The organism is Micromonospora sp. NPDC005707, assembly GCF_040631005.1.
Classification (GTDB): Bacteria; Actinomycetota; Actinomycetes; order Mycobacteriales; family Micromonosporaceae; genus Micromonospora.
In genome coordinates this window covers 203,075-218,908 of sequence record NZ_JBEXYR010000005.1, presented here as the reverse complement: position 1 = coordinate 218,908, position 15,834 = coordinate 203,075, and the positions used below count along the sequence as shown (strand labels likewise).

At 73.3% G+C, this 15,834-nt stretch carries 17 protein-coding genes; 8 read left to right on the top strand and 9 right to left on the bottom strand.

Annotated elements, in window-relative coordinates:
- Window positions 1–36 precede the first annotated feature (36 nt).
- On the bottom strand, window positions 37–624 hold the full coding sequence (locus ABZ452_RS11560; protein WP_357941476.1) for a DinB family protein: 588 nt from the start codon (window positions 622–624) through the stop codon (window positions 37–39).
- Between the two features lie 163 nt (window positions 625–787).
- Between ABZ452_RS11560 and ABZ452_RS11555 the strand changes: the two genes are divergently transcribed.
- Window positions 788–1,615 (top strand): NUDIX hydrolase, encoded by an 828-nt coding sequence (locus ABZ452_RS11555; RefSeq protein ID WP_357941474.1) that lies wholly within the window; start codon window positions 788–790, stop codon window positions 1,613–1,615.
- 51 nt (window positions 1,616–1,666) lie between these two features.
- On the opposite strand, the gene ABZ452_RS11550 is transcribed toward ABZ452_RS11555, so the two are convergent.
- Window positions 1,667–2,623, bottom strand: coding sequence for a transcriptional regulator (locus ABZ452_RS11550; RefSeq protein ID WP_357941472.1), 957 nt, complete (start codon window positions 2,621–2,623; stop codon window positions 1,667–1,669).
- A gap of 63 nt (window positions 2,624–2,686) precedes the next feature.
- Between ABZ452_RS11550 and ABZ452_RS11545 the strand changes: the two genes are divergently transcribed.
- A complete protein-coding gene (locus ABZ452_RS11545; RefSeq protein ID WP_357941470.1) occupies window positions 2,687–3,877 on the top strand; it encodes an epoxide hydrolase family protein in 1,191 nt (396 codons plus the stop codon).
- Window positions 3,878–3,954: 77 nt separating this feature from the next.
- Here the strand turns inward: ABZ452_RS11545 and pstB are convergent, their stop codons facing one another.
- From pstB to ABZ452_RS11510, 7 genes are all read right to left on the bottom strand, one after another.
- Window positions 3,955–4,731, bottom strand: a complete 777-nt coding sequence (gene pstB, locus ABZ452_RS11540) for a phosphate ABC transporter ATP-binding protein PstB (protein ID WP_151463371.1) — start codon at window positions 4,729–4,731, stop codon at window positions 3,955–3,957.
- A gap of 20 nt (window positions 4,732–4,751) precedes the next feature.
- On the bottom strand, window positions 4,752–5,840 hold the full coding sequence (gene pstA, locus ABZ452_RS11535) for a phosphate ABC transporter permease PstA (RefSeq protein WP_357941467.1): 1,089 nt from the start codon (window positions 5,838–5,840) through the stop codon (window positions 4,752–4,754).
- A complete protein-coding gene (gene pstC, locus ABZ452_RS11530) occupies window positions 5,837–6,922 on the bottom strand; it encodes a phosphate ABC transporter permease subunit PstC (RefSeq protein WP_357941465.1) in 1,086 nt (361 codons plus the stop codon). Before pstC ends, pstA begins: the two co-directional genes overlap by 4 nt.
- A 41-nt stretch (window positions 6,923–6,963) precedes the next feature.
- Entirely contained in the window at window positions 6,964–8,067 is a 1,104-nt protein-coding gene (gene pstS / locus ABZ452_RS11525) for a phosphate ABC transporter substrate-binding protein PstS (protein WP_357941463.1), read from the bottom strand.
- A gap of 298 nt (window positions 8,068–8,365) precedes the next feature.
- On the bottom strand, window positions 8,366–9,292 hold the full coding sequence (gene mshD, locus ABZ452_RS11520) for a mycothiol synthase (protein ID WP_357941461.1): 927 nt from the start codon (window positions 9,290–9,292) through the stop codon (window positions 8,366–8,368).
- Window positions 9,293–9,358: 66 nt separating this feature from the next.
- Window positions 9,359–10,228: a polysaccharide deacetylase family protein gene (locus ABZ452_RS11515; protein WP_357941459.1), complete on the bottom strand. Its 870-nt coding sequence runs from the start codon at window positions 10,226–10,228 to the stop codon at window positions 9,359–9,361.
- Between the two features lie 156 nt (window positions 10,229–10,384).
- Complete coding sequence (locus ABZ452_RS11510; RefSeq protein WP_091267462.1) at window positions 10,385–11,098, bottom strand: response regulator transcription factor; 714 nt, start codon at window positions 11,096–11,098, stop codon at window positions 10,385–10,387.
- A 251-nt stretch (window positions 11,099–11,349) separates the two neighbouring features.
- Here ABZ452_RS11510 and ABZ452_RS11505 point away from each other — a divergent pair, with 251 nt between their 5' ends.
- The 6 genes from ABZ452_RS11505 (at window position 11,350) to ABZ452_RS11480 (ending at window position 15,831) form a co-directional block, all read left to right on the top strand.
- Window positions 11,350–12,390 carry a hypothetical protein gene (locus ABZ452_RS11505; RefSeq protein ID WP_357941457.1) on the top strand — a complete coding sequence of 347 codons (1,041 nt, stop codon included), beginning with the start codon at window positions 11,350–11,352 and terminating at the stop codon, window positions 12,388–12,390.
- Between the two features lie 71 nt (window positions 12,391–12,461).
- Window positions 12,462–13,247, top strand: a complete 786-nt coding sequence (locus tag ABZ452_RS11500; RefSeq protein WP_357941455.1) for a DUF2993 domain-containing protein — start codon at window positions 12,462–12,464, stop codon at window positions 13,245–13,247.
- Window positions 13,248–13,318: 71 nt separating this feature from the next.
- Window positions 13,319–13,396, top strand: coding sequence for an Ms5788A family Cys-rich leader peptide (locus tag ABZ452_RS11495; protein ID WP_311202345.1), 78 nt, complete (start codon window positions 13,319–13,321; stop codon window positions 13,394–13,396).
- A gap of 204 nt (window positions 13,397–13,600) precedes the next feature.
- Window positions 13,601–14,449, top strand: coding sequence for a sulfurtransferase (locus ABZ452_RS11490; RefSeq protein ID WP_357941453.1), 849 nt, complete (start codon window positions 13,601–13,603; stop codon window positions 14,447–14,449).
- A gap of 5 nt (window positions 14,450–14,454) precedes the next feature.
- Window positions 14,455–14,778 (top strand): DUF1416 domain-containing protein, encoded by a 324-nt coding sequence (locus ABZ452_RS11485; RefSeq protein ID WP_357941451.1) that lies wholly within the window; start codon window positions 14,455–14,457, stop codon window positions 14,776–14,778.
- 189 nt (window positions 14,779–14,967) lie between these two features.
- Window positions 14,968–15,831, top strand: a complete 864-nt coding sequence (locus ABZ452_RS11480; RefSeq protein WP_357941449.1) for a hypothetical protein — start codon at window positions 14,968–14,970, stop codon at window positions 15,829–15,831.
- Window positions 15,832–15,834 lie beyond the last annotated feature (3 nt).

Sequence of the window (15,834 nt, the reverse complement as noted above, 5' to 3'; positions counted from 1 at the left end):
CGCGCCGTCGGGAAGAAGATCCACCCGTCGGGAAGCTCAGTGCGGTGCGCCGGCGGCGGCTGCTCTGGCGGCCCGCTCGATCGCCGCACGCCGCGCCGCCCGGGTCGCCTCGTCGGGTTCCAGGTGCGCGTACTCGGCTGCCGCCCCGGTGGAGCCGTCGAGCTGTTCGCGCAGGATGTCGGCGTGTCCGGCGTGCCGGCTCGTCTCGGCGAGCACGTGCACCAGGATGTTGAACAGCTTCACGTTCGGGCGCGGCCACCAGGGCACATGGCCGGGCGAGTCGATGGCGAGGGCGGCGATCGTCGCGTCCGAGTGCTCCCACACCCGCCGGTAGCGGTCGATGATCTCCTCGCGTGTCTCGTGCTCGCTCGCCCACATGTCGGTGCCGTCGTCGGCGGCGTCCCACCGGGGCAGGGGCTCGGGGAACGGCCGGTCGAAGACCTCGCCGAAGTACCTGGCCTCCGTGATCGACAGGTGCTTGACCAGGCCGAGAAGGTTGGTTCCCGTGGCGGTCAGGGGGCGGCGGACGTCGTACTCGGGCAACCCGTCGAGCTTCCACAGCATCGTCTCGCGGATATCCCGCAGGTCGTGGTGCAGGTAGTCCTTCGCGAACTCATCGATCATGGGCCCCGACCCTGCCACGCGCCGTCGATGAGCGCAGCCCCGCGAGCCCGCTCACCGAGCACCGCAAGATCGGGCTGCGGTGAGGGGTGGCGGTGGGCGGTCGGCCTCGTCGTGGCCGTCCTGCCGGGCTGATGATCGACTGGTCGGGAACTAGGCTCGGGGCATGACGATCGACGGCTTCGCCGCACCCCCCGCCCTGGTGGAGCACGCGCGCCGGTTCCGCGCCGAGGGCGGTGTGCCGGCCGTGCCGCGGGTGGCCGCCACCGTGCTGCTGCTCCGCCCGGCCGGCGCGGAGTTCGAGGTGTACCTGATCCGCCGGGTGGCCGCCATGACCTTCGGCGGGATGTACGCCTTCCCCGGCGGCGGCGTGGACCGCTCCGACTCGCAGGCCCACCTGGGCTGGGCCGGCCCGGCGCCCGCCGGGTGGGGCGAGCGGCTCCGCCTCGACCCGGCCGCCGCGCAGGCGGTGGTCTGCGCCGCCGCCCGCGAGGTCTTCGAGGAGGCGGGCGTGCTGCTGGCCGGCCCGGACGGCGGGACCGTGGTGGGCGACGTGAGCGGGGACGACTGGGAGGCGGCCCGGCAGGACCTGGTGGCCCGGCGGACCGGCTTCGCCGACCTGCTGGCCGGGAAGGGGCTCACCCTCCGGTCCGACCTGCTGCTGCCGTGGAGCCGGTGGATCACGCCGGAGTTCGAGCCGCGTCGCTTCGACACGTACTTCTTCGTCGCCCTGCTGCCGGAGGGGCAGCGGACCCGGGACGTCTCCGGCGAGGCCGACCACACGCTGTGGCTGCGACCGGCGGACGCCCTGGCCCGGGCGGAGGCCGGCGAGCTGACCATGCTCCCGCCCACGATGGTCACCCTCGGCGAGGTGGCCGCGGCCGGCGACCTGGCCGGGGTGGCCGGCGCTTCGGCGAAGCGCGACCCGGGCACCCCGGTCACGCCGCACCTCGACCTCTCCGACGCCGAGGCGCCCCGCTTCCGCTTGTCCTGAGGCCCCGCTGGCCGCGGCGGGGACGACGACCTCCGTCGTGACCCGGACGGGTCAGCCGGTGGCGCGGAGGTAGCGGGCCGCCAGGGCGCGCAGGAGGTCGGCCAGTTCGGGCGGTTCCTCGACGGTGAAGTCGAGGTCGAGCAGGCCGAGCCAGACCGCGATCGTCTCCAGCCGGTCGGCGCCGGTGTGCAGGAGGCAGGTCCCGTCACCGGCCGGCTCGACCGTGCCGACGGCGGGGTTGATCCGGTCGGCCACCACCTCGGCGGGGGCGTGCACGCGGACGCGCGCCCGGTGCCGCCAGGCGGCGGAGGAGACCCCGTGCCGGACCCGTTCCACGACGTCCCCGGGCAGCTCGCGCGCCGCGAACCGGGGGCCGGTCGGGGTACGCGGCGTGATCCGGTCCACCCGGAAGGTGCGCCAGTCGTCCCGGGCCGGGTCGAAGGCCACGAGATACCAGCGCCGGCCCCAGTTGACCAGCCGGTACGGCTCGACGTCCCGCCGGTCCGCGGTCCCGTCGTGCCGGACGTAGTCGAACCGCAGCCGCTCCCGGTCGAGGCAGGCGGCGCTGAGCACGCTGAGCGTTTCGGCGTCCACGGTCGGGCCGGGCTGGTCGTGCGGCACCCGGACGGTGTGCGTGTGCAGGGCCGTGACCCGGCGGCGCAGCCGGTGGGGGAGCACCTGCTCCAATTTGGCCAGCGCCCGCAGCGAGGTCTCCTCGATGCCGGCGACGCTGCCGCCGGCGGCGGTGCGCAGCCCGACCGCCACGGCCACCGCCTCCTCGTCGTCGAGGAGCAGCGGGGGCAGGGCCGCGCCGGCGCCGAGCCGGTAGCCGCCGACCGCGCCCCGCGTCCCGTGCACCGGGTAGCCCAGCTCGCGCAGCCGCTCCACGTCGTTGCGCACGGTCCGGGTGCTCACCGCGAGGCGCTCGGCCAGCTCGGCGCCGGTCCAGTCGCGCGGGGTCTGCAACAGCGACAGCAGGCGCAGCAGCCGCGCCGAGGTCTCCAACATTTCTCGGATTCTGCCAGCGTATTAGGAACGGACCGTTCCTAATCCCTTCCTAGGCTCGTGGGCATGGCAGACAACACCGCGATCGTCCCGTTCCGTATCGACGTCCCGCAGGCCGACCTGGACGACCTCGCCGACCGGCTGGCCCGGACCCGCTGGGCCGAGGAGCTGCCCGCCGACCCCGACCCGGCAGCCCCCGCCGGCCCGATCCCGCCCGGCTGGGAGTACGGCGTCCCGCTGAGCTGGGTGCGGCGGCTGGCCGAGCGCTGGCGGACCACCTACGACTGGCGGGAGTGGGAGGCGCGGCTCAACGCGTACCCGCAGTTCACCACCGAGATCGACGGGCAGCGGGTCCACTTCCTGCACGTCCGCTCGCCCGAGCCGGACGCCACCCCGCTGATCCTCACCCACGGCTGGCCCGGCACCATCGCCGAGTGGCTGGACGTGATCGGTCCGCTGACCGACCCGCGGGCGCACGGCGGTGACCCGGCCGACGCCTTCCACCTGGTCATCCCGTCGGTGCCCGGGTACGGCTTCTCCGGGCCGACCCGGGAGCGCGGCTGGAACCGCCACCGGGTGGCCCGCGCCTGGGCCGAGCTGATGCGCCGCCTCGGCTACGAGCGGTACGGCGCGGCCGGCAACGACCTGGGCGCGTTCGTGTCGCCCGAGGTGGGCCGGGCCGACCCGGAGCACGTGCTGGGGGTGCACGTCACGCAGGTCTTCTCCCTGCCGTCCGGTGATCCCGCCGAGCTGGCCGCGCTCAGCGAGGAGGAGCGGGGCAAGGTGGCGTTCGCCGACTGGTTCGTGCAGCGGCGCGGCGGCTACGACAAGCTGCACTCGACCGAGCCGCAGAACGTCGCGCACGCGCTGGCCGACTCGCCGGTGGGCCTGCTCGGCTGGCTGGGCCAGCTCATGGGGGATCAGATCGACGTCGACCACGTGCTCACCAACACGACCATCTACTGGCTGACGAACACGGCCGCCTCGGCGGCCCGCTACTACTACGAGGACGCCGAGGCGGTGCACCCGACGCAGAAGGTCAACGGGCGGGGCACGGAGGTGCCGGAGCCGACCACCGTGCCGCTCGGCCTGGCCAACTTCGCCTGGGACTTCCAGTCGATCCGCACCCTCGCCGAGCGCGACCACAAGAACATCGTCTCCTGGCACACGTACGACCGGGGCGGGCACTTCGCCGCCCACCAGGCGCCCGACCTGCTGGTGGCGGACCTGCGGCAGTTCTTCGCCGCGCTGCGCTGAGCGGAGCCGGTACGCGGACACGCCGAGGGCCCCGGTCGGGATCGACCGGGGCCCTCGCGGACCGGGTTGTCAGCGGCTCAGCCGAAGCGGCCGGTGATGTAGTCCTCGGTCTTCTTCTGGCTCGGGTTGCTGAAGATCTTCTGGGTGTTGTCGTACTCGATGAGCCGGCCCGGGTCGCCGGTCTTCTCGATGGAGAAGAAGGCGGTCCGGTCCGACACCCGGGCGGCCTGCTGCATGTTGTGCGTGACGATGATGATGGTGAACTTGTCCTTGAGCTGGAACATCAGGTCCTCGATGGCCAGCGTGGAGATCGGGTCCAGCGCCGAGCAGGGCTCGTCCATGAGCACCACCTGCGGCTCGACCGCGATGGTGCGGGCGATGCAGAGCCGCTGCTGCTGACCGCCGGAGAGGCCCGCGCCCGGCTTGCCGAGCCGGTCCTTCACCTCGTCCCACAGGTTCGCCGAGCGGAGCGCCTTCTCGGCGGCCTCCTCCAGGATCGACTTGCGCCGCACGCCGTTGAGCCGCAGGCCGGCCACCACGTTCTCGAAGATGCTCATGGTGGGGAACGGGTTCGGCCGCTGGAAGACCATGCCGATCATCCGGCGGACGGCGGTGACGTCGACGTCCCGGTCGTAGATGTCCTGGTTGTCGATGGTCAGGCTGCCCTCGACCCGGGCGCCCGGGAGCACCTCGTGCATCCGGTTGACCGACCGCAGGAAGGTGGACTTGCCGCAGCCGGACGGCCCGATGAGGGCGGTCACGGTCTTCGGCTCGACGGTCAGGTTGATGTTCTCGATCGCCTTGAACCCGCCGTAGTAGGCGGTGACGTCGGTGGCTTCGATGCGCTTGGCCATGGTGGTGGTACCTCCGGGGTTCATCGGCCGAGCCGGTTGCGACGGGCCAGCAACTTCGCCGCGACGGTCAGGACGAGGACGAGGGCGACCAGGGTCAGCGCCGCGGTCCACGCCCGTGCCGGCGAGTACTTCGAGGCCTCGCCGGCCTGCTGGTAGACGAAGAGAGCCAGCGACGACTGGTTGTTCTCGAACGGGTTGAAGTTGATCGCGGCGCCGCCGCCGGCCACGAGCAGCACCGGCGCGGTCTCGCCGGCCGCCCGCGCGATGGCGAGCATGATGCCGGTGACGATGCCGGGCAGCGCGGTCGGCAGCACGACCCGCAGGATGGTCTTCCACTTCGGTACGCCGAGGGCGTAGGCGCCCTCGCGCAGGGGGGCCGGCACGAGGCGGAGCATCTCCTCGGTGGACCGGACCACGGTCGGCAGCATGAGCACGCTCAGGGCCAGCGCGGCGGCGAAGCCGGAGAAGCCCGGCCGGCCGTCGTTGAACCACGGCGACACGATCAGCACCCAGAAGGCCAGCACGAACAGGCCCGTGACGATCGACGGGATGCCGGTCATCACGTCCACGAAGAAGCGGATGGTGAAGGCGAACCGGCCCCGGCCGTACTCGACCACGTAGATCGCGCAGAGCACGCCGAGCGGGACGGTGATCAGCGTGGCGATGCCGACCTGCTCCAGGGTCCCGATGATGGCGTGGTACGCGCCGCCGTTGGCGTCCCGGGCCCCGATGTTGTTCATCGAGGTGCCGAAGAAGTTGCCGTCCAGCCGCTCGGAGCCCTTGCTGACCAGGGTCCAGACCACCGAGGCCAGCGGCAGCACCGCCAGCACGAAGGCGGAGTGGATGAGCGCGCTCCAGGTCCGGTTTCGGGCGGCCCGGCGGCCCTCCACCGCGTTCGCGGCGGCGTAGAGGCCGGCCAGGTAGAGCAGCGCGCCGACGACCACGACCAGGACCGGGCCGCCGATGCCGGCGCCGTAGACGACGCCGGCCGAGACCAGCAGCGCCACGACGGCGAGGACGGGCGCGGCGTACGCGGGAAGTCGCCGGGCCCGCAGCGTGAGCGGCTGGGTCGGCGGCTGGGGGCGGTGGGAGGTGACGGTGGTGGTCATGCGGCCGACTCCGTGAACTCGCGGCGGCGGTAGATGATCGCGCGCGCGGTGATGTTGACGATCAGCGTGATCGCGAAGAGCACCAGGCCGGAGGCGATCAGGGCGCCCCGGCCGGTGTCGTTCGCCTCGGCGAACCGGTTCGCGATGTTCGCGGCGATCGAGTTCCCGCCGCTCTGCAGGACGTTGAACGAGATGGCGTACGTGGAGCCGAGGGTCAGCGCCAGGGCGATGGTCTCGCCGAGCGCCCGGCCCAGGCCCAGCATCACCGCGGCGATCACGCCGGGCCGGCCGTAGGGCAGGACGGCGGTGCGGACCATCTCCCAGCGGGTGGCGCCGAGGGCGAGGGCGGCCTCCTCGTTGGCGGTCGGGGTCTGCCGGAACACCTCGCGGGACAGCGAGGTGACGATGGGCAGCACCATGATCGCCAGCACCACCGAGCCGAGCAGGATCGAGTTCCCGTACGGGCCGTCGCCGAAGATCGGGATCCAGCCGAAGTACCGGTGCAGCCAGGCCGACAGGTCGGCGACCGGCTGGGCGAAGTAGTCGCGGCCCCAGAGCCCGAAGACCACGCTGGGCACGGCGGCCAGCAGGTCGATCAGGAAGCCGAGGGCGTTGCCCAGCCGGCGCGGGGCGTAGTGCGACAGGTAGAGGGCGATGCCCAGCGCCACCGGCACCGCCATGAGCAGGGCGAGCAGCGCGGTGAGCACGGTGCCGAAGGCGAGCGCCCCGATGCCGAACTTCGGCGGGTCGTCGTTCGGGAACCAGCCCTCGAAGGTCCAGAAGGACTCGGTGTTGTCCCGCAGCGCAGGCACGGCCTTGGCGATCAGGAAGATCGCGATGGCCGCGATGACCACCAGGACGGTGGTGCCGGCGGCCAGGGTCAGGCCACGGAACGCGCGTTCCGCGCCGAAGGCCCGGGCCCGGGGCAGCCCGCCGCCGCCACCCAGGCCGTTGTCGGGGATGCCAGGGATGCCGGAGGGCTCGGCCACACGCGCCGAGGCACCGGCGGGCCACTCGTGGCTCGTGGCCACGCGGGTCCCGCCGGTGCCGGCGTGCGCCGAGCGGTGAGGGGTGTCACCCATCTGCTCGCTCGCTTCGGTAGAGGAGGTGTGTGGTCAGTGCGTCAGGAGAGGCTCTTGACCGCGGTCTCGACCTTGGCGCGGACGGTCTCGGGCAGCGGGGCGTAGCCCAGCTCGACCAGGTCCTGCTGGCCCTCGGCGCTGGCGGCGTGGCTCAGCAGGCCCTTGACCAGCGGCAGCTTGTCGGCCGCGAGGCCCTTGCTGCAGACGATCTCGTAGGTCGCCAGGACGATCGGGTACGCCCCGGCCTCCTTGGTGTTGTAGTCGATCGACATCTTGAGGTCGTTGCCCTGGCCCTCGATCTTGGCCCCGGCGATGGTCTTGCCGGCCGACTCGGCGGTCAGCTCGGCGAACTCACCCGCGCCGTTCTTGACCTTGGCCTTCTTCAGGCCGCCGTTCTCGGCGTAGGACCACTCGACGTAGCTGATGGTGCCGTCGGTGCTCTTGACCTTGCTGGCCACACCGTCGGACTTGGCCGCGCCGACGCCGCCCGGGGCCTTCCAGGCCTTGGCGTTGCCGAAGGTCCAGTCGGTCTCGGCGGTCTTCGACAGGTACTTGGTGAAGTTGTCGGTGGTGCCCGACTCGTCGGAGCGGTGCACCGCCTGGATCGCGGTGGACGGCAGCTTGGCGTCCGGGTTGTCGGCCTTGATGGCCGGGTCGTCCCACTTGGTCACCTTGCCGGCGAAGATCTTCGCCAGGGTGGCCGGGGTGAACTGGAGGTTGTCCGCGCCGGTGACGTTGTAGACGACGGCGACCGGGCCGATCACCATCGGCAGGTTGAGGGCCTGGCCACCGCTGCACTTGGCGTCCGCCTGGGGCTGCTCCTCCGGCTTGAGCGCGGAGTCGGAGCCGGCGAAGTCGGCGGTGCCGGCGATGAACGCCTGGATGCCGGCGCCCGAGCCGGTGGGCTCGTAGTTGATCGTCGTGCCGGCGCACTTCTGCTGGTACGCCTTGATCCACTCGGACATGGCGTTCTTCTGCGCGGAGGAGCCCTGCGCGTTCAGCGTGCCCTTGCCGCAGTCGACCGCGGCGGCGGAGCCGGAGGCGGAGGTGCCGGTCGGCTCGTTGTTGTCCGAGCCGCAGGCGCTGAGACCGAGCACCGCGGTAAGAGCGAGGCAGGCAATGGCGCCGTGCCGCTGGAGCTTCACCTGAGGGGTTTCCCTTCACGTCTTTGTCAGGTCGCCCGGTCTCCCGGGTGCCGGCGCTGACCGGCTGAAAGGAAAGGTAGAAGTGCCAGGTAGACGGTTCGCCGGTCGGAAGTGAACGACAGATGAACAGGCGCGGCCGGCCCGGTGGCCGTAGCCTGAGGGCGCGTTGTCCATTTCGTGAACGGGCGCGCCACTATCGCTAATAGTACGATTTTTCCGGGCACCCGTTATCCGGTCGAGTCCACCGCGTGACGCGGCCGTGACCGCCGTCCCGGGGCGGGGAGGTGGCGCCGAGCGGTCAGCCGAGGTGGTAGTTGACGTGCGCCGACCAGCGCGCGAAGCCGAGCCGCTCGTAGAGGGCCACCGCGGCGGCGTTGGAGTCGTCCACGTAGAGCATCACCCGGTCGAGCCCGCGCTGGTCGCGCAGGTAGGACAGGCCCGCCGTGGTGAGCGCCCGGCCGAGGCCGCCGCGGTGCGCGGACGGGTCCACCCCGAGCACGTAGACCTCGCCGATCCGCGCCGAGCCCGGACGCTCGTGCACCTTGGTCCAGTGGAAGCCGAGCAGCCGGCCGGTGGCCGAGTCCTCCGCGAGCAGGAATCCGGCCGGGTCGAACCACGGCTCGGCGAGGCGCACCCGCAGGTCGTCCGGGGTCCACCGGCCCTGCTCGGGGTGCTGGGCGAACGCGGCGTTGTTGACCGCCAGCCAGGCGTCGTCGTCCTCGCCCGGGCGGAACGCGCGCAACCGCACCCCCTCGGGCAGGGCGGGCTCCGGCAGCGCGGCGGTCAGCGGCCGGCGCAGCTGCCAGAGCACGCGGGCACGGGTGAAGCCCAGGTCGACCGCGAGCGCGGCGGCCGACGGGTGGTCGCCGTGCGCCCAGGCTCGCAGCGGTCCGGAGGCGGCGGCCAGCACGCCCCGGGCGAGGGCCCGGCCGGTGCCGCGCCGCCGGTACGCCGGGTGCACCACCAGCTCCACCCCGATCCCCTCCGCCGGGTCGGTGGTGTCGAGGTGGGCGTACCCGGTCAGGGTGTCGTCGGCGGCCCGGGCCGTGAGGTGCACGGCGGGCGCCTCGGGGTCGCGCAGCCGGAGCAGCACGTGCTCGTCGAGCGGGTCGGCGCCGTCGGCGTCGCCGGCCGTGCGGGCCAGCGCCAGCACCTCGGCGACCTCGACCGGCGCCAGCCGGTCGGCGCGGGCGACACGATCGGCGGTCGGCGTGGTGCTGCTCATCCCGCCACCGTAGCGGCCGGCGGACCGCCGATCATGCCGGACGCGGGCACCGGGCGGTGGCGGTGGTCACGTGGTGCCGGTGGGCAGCGCCTCAAGCTGGAAGCGGTGCAGCAGCTCGGGGAGCAGGCGCTGCAACGCGTCGACCGTGCCGGAGCGGTCGCCGCCCGCGTCGTGCATGAGCACGATCGAGCCCTGCCGGGTCTCGGTCAGCACCGTCTCGACGATCTTGTCGGCGCCGGGCACCTGCCAGTCCGTCGGGTCCACCGCCCAGTGCAGTGGCGTCATGCCCATCTCCTCGCAGACCGACACCACCGGATACGTCCAGGCGCCACCCGGCTGCCGGAAGTACGCGATCCGCGCGTCCGGCGCCGCCGCCAGGATCGCGTCGTTGGTGCGCGTCAGGTCGTCCCGGATCGCCTCCGCCGAGCGTTTGCCCAGGGTGACGTCGTGGTTCCAGGAGTGGTTGCAGATGCTGTGCCCGTCGGCCACGATCGACCGGACCAGGTCCGGGTGGGCCTCCGCGTTCTCGCCGACCACGCAGAAGGTGGCCCGCACGCCGTACTCCTTGAGCAGGGCGAGCACCTGCGGTGTCCACTGTGGGTCGGGGCCGTCGTCGAAGGTCAGCGCGATCCGGGCGGAGCCGGTGCTGACCAGCGCGCCGTACGGACCCTCGCTGTCGTCGGCCTGGGGGCCGTGGCTCGAGCCGCTCGGGCTGGCGGAGGGGCTCGGCTCGCCGTGGTCGCCGGCCGGCGGGCCGGGGAACTCGGTGCTGGGTGGCTGATCGCCGTAGTGCGGAGCGTGGACGCTGGCTGCCACGCCGGAGCCCCGGTGCGGGTGCTCGGGCATCAGGCTGCGCCCGAGCGCGAACGCGGAGCCGAGCAGCGCGGCCACCACCACCGTCACCAACCCGGCCGCGCGTAGCGTCGACGCCGACATCAGCCGGCCCGGCCGTTCTTCGCCCCCGTGGTCAGCACGCGCACGTCGCCCCCTTCGCCCGGCAGATCCGGCAGTCAGATTAGGTCTGACTGAGTGGGCAAAAAGGGCAAAATCGGGTAAGCCTCCCCGATGGGGGACGAGGCAGAATTTGTTGGATCAGACGGGCAGCGGGGCGGGCTCCGACTCCGGCAGCGAACGCGACGGCGGCACGACGAACTTGTAACCCACCTGGCGCACCGTGCCGATCATCGACTCGTACTCCGAGCCGAGCTTGGCGCGCAGCCGCCGGACGTGCACGTCGACCGTGCGGGTGCCGCCGAAGTAGTCGTAGCCCCAGACCTCGCGGAGCAACTGGTCCCGGGTGAACACCCGACCCGGGTGCTGGGCGAGGAACTTCAGCAGCTCGAACTCCTTGTAGGTGAGGTCGAGCGGGCGGCCCTTCAGCTTGGCCGCGTAGGTGTCCGGGTCGATGGTCAGCTCGCCGGCCCGGATCGAACCGCCGGCGCCCGCCGTCGCGTTGCTCAGCCGGCCGACCGCGAGCCGCAGCCGGGCCTCCACCTCGGCGGGACCGGCGCCGGCCAGGATCACGTCGTCCACGCCCCAGTCGGCGTTGAGCGCGATCAGCCCGGCCTCGGTGACCACCGCGACCAGCGGAACGCCCAGCCCGGTGGCGTGCAGCATCCGGCAGGTCGCGCGGGCCTCGCTCAGCTCGGCGCGGGCGTCCACCAGGACGGCGTCCGGGGTCGGGCCGGAGACCAGCGTGCGCACGTCGCGCGGCGCGGTGCGGACCGAGTGCGGCAGCAGGTCGAGCGCCGGCAGCACCGCCGATGGTTCACCTGCGCGCGCGGTCACCAGCAGCAGGAGCTCCACACGATCACCTCCGTCCCGGCGGCGCTCAAGGCCGCGCGCGACCAGCGGCACTCCGTCGAGGGAGGCGCTGAGAACTTGCGTGGGTCCCGGCGTCGCTGACGGGCGGGTAACGGCTTGAGCGTAACCGATCGCCCGGCCGTCACCTCCGTACCCTTTCCTGTTTGTCTGGTCTGCCCCTGATCGGGGCTCAGGTTTTAACGTTGCCGAAACCGTGACTCCGCCCGGCCGGCCGGGTCTGGCACGATCGGGGCGTGTTTCCCTCCACCTCGCCCGAGACCGGCCGTGAACCGTGGTCCGACGCCGCCGCCTCCGGGCCCGCCCGTGGCTACCCGCCGGCCCCGCGCACCGGCCCCGCCGACGCCGACGGGGGCGGGCGGGAGCGGAAGGGCCCCCGCCGGCTCCGCAAGGGCGGGCCGGGCCGGCGCCCCGACGACGAGGCCGACGAGGCGCCCGAGGAGGAGGTGCCTCCGGTCCCGGTGCGCCGCCCGCTCGCGCTGACCGTCGCGGGCTTCGCCGCGCTGCTCGGCGTGGGCCTGGTCCTCGGCGCGCAGACCGCCGGTCCCGGGCACCGGCTGCCCTTCGCGTTCATCATCTTCGGCGTCCAGCTGCTCTTCGTGCTGGCCTGGACGATGGCCATGCGGCCGCCCGCGCTGCTGGTCGTCGCGCTGGTCAGCGCCGCTACGGCCGGGATCGCCGACGCTGCCGCCGTGCAGTCGGACATCGCCGGCCTGGCCCCCCTCGGCTACGCGGCCGCCGCCGGCTTCGTGCTCGCCGTGCTCGGCCAGCTCTTCCGCCGGGTGGACCGGGTCCGGGTGACCGACTCGCTGGGCAGCACCCTGCTGATCGTCGTGGGCGTGGTCGCGTTCGCCACGCTGATCGTGCTCAGCCGGATCCCCAAGGGCACCCAGGCGATCACCGTCTGCCTCACCGCCGCCGGGGTGGCCCTGCTGGTGGCCCGGCTGACCGACGCGGTGGCGCCCTGGCCGCGGCTCGCCCCGCAGGTGCCCCGGGGCGCCTCCGGCGTGGTCGCCGGCGCCATGCTCGGCACCCTGACCAGCGCCGTGCTCGGCATCTACCTGGTCGGCTTCACCCCGACCAGCGCCGCGCTGGTCGGCCTCGTCACCGCGGGCACCGCCGTCCTGGCCGACCTCGCCGTGGGGTACGCCGAGGCGGGCCGGCTCATGGCCGGCGAACCGCCGACCATGTGGGTGGCCCGGCACATGCAGGGCCCGCTCGGCGGCTTCGCGCTCGCCGCGCCGGCCGCGTACGCCATGTGCGTGCTCTTCCTCTGAGCGCGCGGTTGGGGAATCGGCGCTCCGGGTAAGTACGGTTGCGGCGATCAGCGGCGAGGGCAGGAGGCGGCGTGGCAGAGGCGTACCCGGCAAACGAGGGCCGTCCCCGGCGGCGGGGCCGGAAGGTGCTGGTCGGTTTCGTCGTCCTGCTGCTGGTCCTGGCCGGCCTCCTGGTCGTCGCCGACCGGGTGGCCGCCGGCGTCGCCGAGCGCGCCATCGCCGACCAGGTGAAGAAAGAGGTCGCCAAGCAGGACGCGCAGTCCGCCGCGCCCCAGGTCGAGGTCGGTGGCTTCCCGTTCCTCACCCAGGTGCTCGCCGGGAAGTACGAGCGCATCTCCATCGTGCTGACCGACGTGCAGGGCAACGTGCAGGGCGGTGCCGTCAGCGTGCCGCGGCTGGACGTGGACGCCCGCAACGTCAAGGCGTCCCTGGACACCCTCCGCTCCGGCCAGGGCGACGTGGTGGCCGAGACCGTCGACGGCCGGGGCACGGTGACCTACGACAGCCTGGCGAAGCTGCTCGACCGCCCCGGGCTCACCCTCGGCGAGCGGAACGGCAAGCTCGCGGTCACCGCGCCGGTGGACATCCTCGGCGCCAAGCTCACCGTGAACGGCACCGCCGACGTGACCGTCGCCAACGGCAAGGTGGCCCTGCGCTTCAACGACGTGACCGCCGAGGGCCTGCCCAACCTGCCGCTCGCCAAGACGCTGCTGGCCAACTACGCCAAGGGCATCTCCGTCGACGTGCCCCTGCCGGAGCTGCCCTTCCAGCTCAACGTGCGCAAAGTGCAGCCGACGCCGGAGGGCCTCGTGGTCGACGCCGACGCGCGGAACGTGCCCATCAACTCGGCCCGCTGACGCCCCGCCCGTGTCCCGGATGCTGGTCGGCCCGGTGGCAGCCACCGGGCCGGCTGGTAGTCTCCCTCTCCATGGGGACGCTCCTCACCAAACGGCGCGCGGTCGACCTGTGCCGCGTGGCCACCTGCCTGTGTCGCCCCGTCATCTGACGGCGGGGCTGTCCTCGGCCGCTTAGCGGCCACCGGCACACAGGGTCCGCGTACCCTCCGGTTTCCCCCCTGATCGCCCGGCAGCGGCGCCGTCGCACGTACCCGTGATCCGTTCCTAGCTCTGGGTCCCGCGCGTGGTGCGACAATCACCGACTTCGATCTCCGCGCGCTGGCTCACCATCCATCCTCACAGGGAGTGATCTGATGAGTCGCGACACCGCACTCGTCTCGGCCGAGTGGGCCGAGAAGAACATCGACGCCCCGGGCGTCGTCTTCGTCGAGGTCGACGAGGACACCTCGGCCTACGACACCGGCCACATCGCGGGCGCCGTGAAGCTCGACTGGCGCACCGACCTCCAGGACCCGGTGCGCCGGGACTTCGTCAACCAGGACCAGTTCGCGGCGCTGCTCTCCGAGCGGGGCATCGGCAACGACGACACCGTCATCCTCTACGGCGGCAACAACAACTGGTTCGCCGCGTACGCGTACTGGTACTTCAAGCTCTACGGCCACCGCGACGTCAAGCTGCTCGACGGCGGCCGCAAGAAGTGGGAACTGGACGCCCGCCCGCTCGTCACCGACGCGGTGCGGCGCCCGGCGACGCAGTACGTCGCGCAGTCGCCGGACACCTCGATCCGTGCCTTCCGCGACGAGGTGGTCGACGCCATCGGCACCAAGAACCTGGTCGACGTGCGCAGCCCCGACGAGTACGCCGGCCGGCTGCTCGCCCCCGCCCACCTCCCGCAGGAGCAGGCCCAGCGGGCCGGCCACGTGCCGACCGCGATCAGCGTCCCGTGGTCCAAGGCGGCCAACGAGGACGGCACGTTCAAGTCCGACGACGAGCTGCGCAAGATCTACGCCGACGCCGGGCTGGACGACAGCCGGGAGACCATCGCCTACTGCCGGATCGGCGAGCGTTCCTCGCACACCTGGTTCGTGCTCCAGGAGCTGCTCGGCCACCGCAACGTGAAGAACTACGACGGCTCCTGGACCGAGTACGGCTCGCTGGTCGGCGTGCCGGTCGCGCTCGGCGACGAGCCCGGGGAGGCCTGATTCTCATGACCGCTCCCACCGCCGCCGGCTGCGCCGCTCCGGACCAGGCCGCCCCCCTCCCGGCCAGCCTGGACCTGGAGAAGGAGACCGTCATCACCGGCCTCGTCACGGCCGAGTCCGGCGAGGCAGTGCCGGGCGCGTACGTCCGGCTGCTCGACTCGACGGGCGAGTTCACCGCCGAGGTGGTGACCTCCCCGGCCGGCCAGTTCCGGTTCTTCGCCGCGCCGGGCAACTGGACCCTGCGGGCGCTCTCCCGGCACGGCAACGGCGACACCGCCGTCACCGCCGCCCGCGGGATCAACGAGGTGACCGTCACGGTCGCCGCCTGACCCACGCTCTGACCGTGGCCCGTCGCCCTCAAGGGGCGACGGGCCACGAGCCGTTTCCGGCGCCCGCCGCAGCGGTGCCCCACGCGAGGGCGACGGGCCACGGGCCGTTTCCGGCGGTCCGTCACGGCGGTTCGACGGGCGGGCCGAGGTGCGGCCCGGCCGGTCGTCACGACGTGACACCATGGCCCGGTGAGTGAGGCCGTCCAGGCGGGATACGCCCCGCCGACCCGTCCCGACCAGCCGGGCCCCGGCCGGCGTCGGCTGCGCTGGCTGGTGGCCGCCACGGCGGCGTGGGCGGTGCTGCTCGCCGGCCTGACCTGGTGGTCGGTGCGGCACGACCCGCCGACCGTCAAGGAGCAGCGCTCGCTGGACCAGGCCGGCCCCGTGGTGGACCGGGCGCTCGGCCGGCTGACCGCCGCGGTCGGCCGGGACGGGGTGCCGGCGCTGCTGCCGGACCGGATCGAGCGGGGCTGCCGGGTCACCCCGCTGGACGACGGCATCGAGCTGGAACGCGGCGTGGCGGTCGCCGTGGCCGGCGACGACGTACGCCAGCTGCTCCAGCGGGTGGCCGACCGGCTGCCGGCCGACTGGCGCGCGGGCGTCTCGTCGTTCGGCGGCGAGCCGCGGCTGCGCGCCGACGCCGGGGAGTTCGTCGCGGTCGAGGGCCGGTCCGCCGGGCCCGGCCGGGTGCTGCTCACCGCCACCACCGGCTGCCGGCCGATGGGGGCGGGCTACCGGCCTCCGGCAGCCGACGCCGCAGCCGAGACCGCCGAGGCGGACCGGGCCGTGCGCCGCTGGGGCGGCGCGGCCGGGCCCGTCCAGGTGCTCGCGGCGCCCTGCCCCGGGGGCGGAACCGCACGCACGGCCCGCGCCGAGACGGCCGCCGGGCCGGCCGGGACCCCACTCGCGGCGGCCTTCCGGGAGGCCGCCGGCGGCTCCCCGGCGCTCCGTGACTCCGCCGAGGAGTACGCCCTGCGCGGCAGCTTCGCGGTGCTGGCCGAGCGGGTCGACGACCGGGTCCGGGTGGCCGTCACCACCCCCTGCACGGCCTGACCC

Excerpts from the sequence above, each read along its gene's own strand:
- ABZ452_RS11560 (WP_357941476.1), bottom strand. The coding sequence starts at position 624 with ATGATCGATGAGTTCGCGAAGGACTACCTGCACCACGACCTGCGGGAT.
- ABZ452_RS11555 (WP_357941474.1), top strand. The coding sequence starts at position 788 with ATGACGATCGACGGCTTCGCCGCACCCCCCGCCCTGGTGGAGCACGCG.
- ABZ452_RS11550 (WP_357941472.1), bottom strand. The coding sequence starts at position 2,623 with ATGTTGGAGACCTCGGCGCGGCTGCTGCGCCTGCTGTCGCTGTTGCAG.
- ABZ452_RS11545 (WP_357941470.1), top strand. The coding sequence starts at position 2,687 with ATGGCAGACAACACCGCGATCGTCCCGTTCCGTATCGACGTCCCGCAG.
- pstB (WP_151463371.1), bottom strand. The coding sequence starts at position 4,731 with ATGGCCAAGCGCATCGAAGCCACCGACGTCACCGCCTACTACGGCGGG.
- pstA (WP_357941467.1), bottom strand. The coding sequence starts at position 5,840 with ATGACCACCACCGTCACCTCCCACCGCCCCCAGCCGCCGACCCAGCCG.
- pstC (WP_357941465.1), bottom strand. The coding sequence starts at position 6,922 with ATGGGTGACACCCCTCACCGCTCGGCGCACGCCGGCACCGGCGGGACC.
- mshD (WP_357941461.1), bottom strand. The coding sequence starts at position 9,292 with ATGAGCAGCACCACGCCGACCGCCGATCGTGTCGCCCGCGCCGACCGG.
- ABZ452_RS11515 (WP_357941459.1), bottom strand. The coding sequence starts at position 10,228 with ATGTCGGCGTCGACGCTACGCGCGGCCGGGTTGGTGACGGTGGTGGTG.
- ABZ452_RS11495 (WP_311202345.1), top strand. The coding sequence starts at position 13,319 with ATGGGGACGCTCCTCACCAAACGGCGCGCGGTCGACCTGTGCCGCGTG.
- ABZ452_RS11490 (WP_357941453.1), top strand. The coding sequence starts at position 13,601 with ATGAGTCGCGACACCGCACTCGTCTCGGCCGAGTGGGCCGAGAAGAAC.
- ABZ452_RS11485 (WP_357941451.1), top strand. The coding sequence starts at position 14,455 with ATGACCGCTCCCACCGCCGCCGGCTGCGCCGCTCCGGACCAGGCCGCC.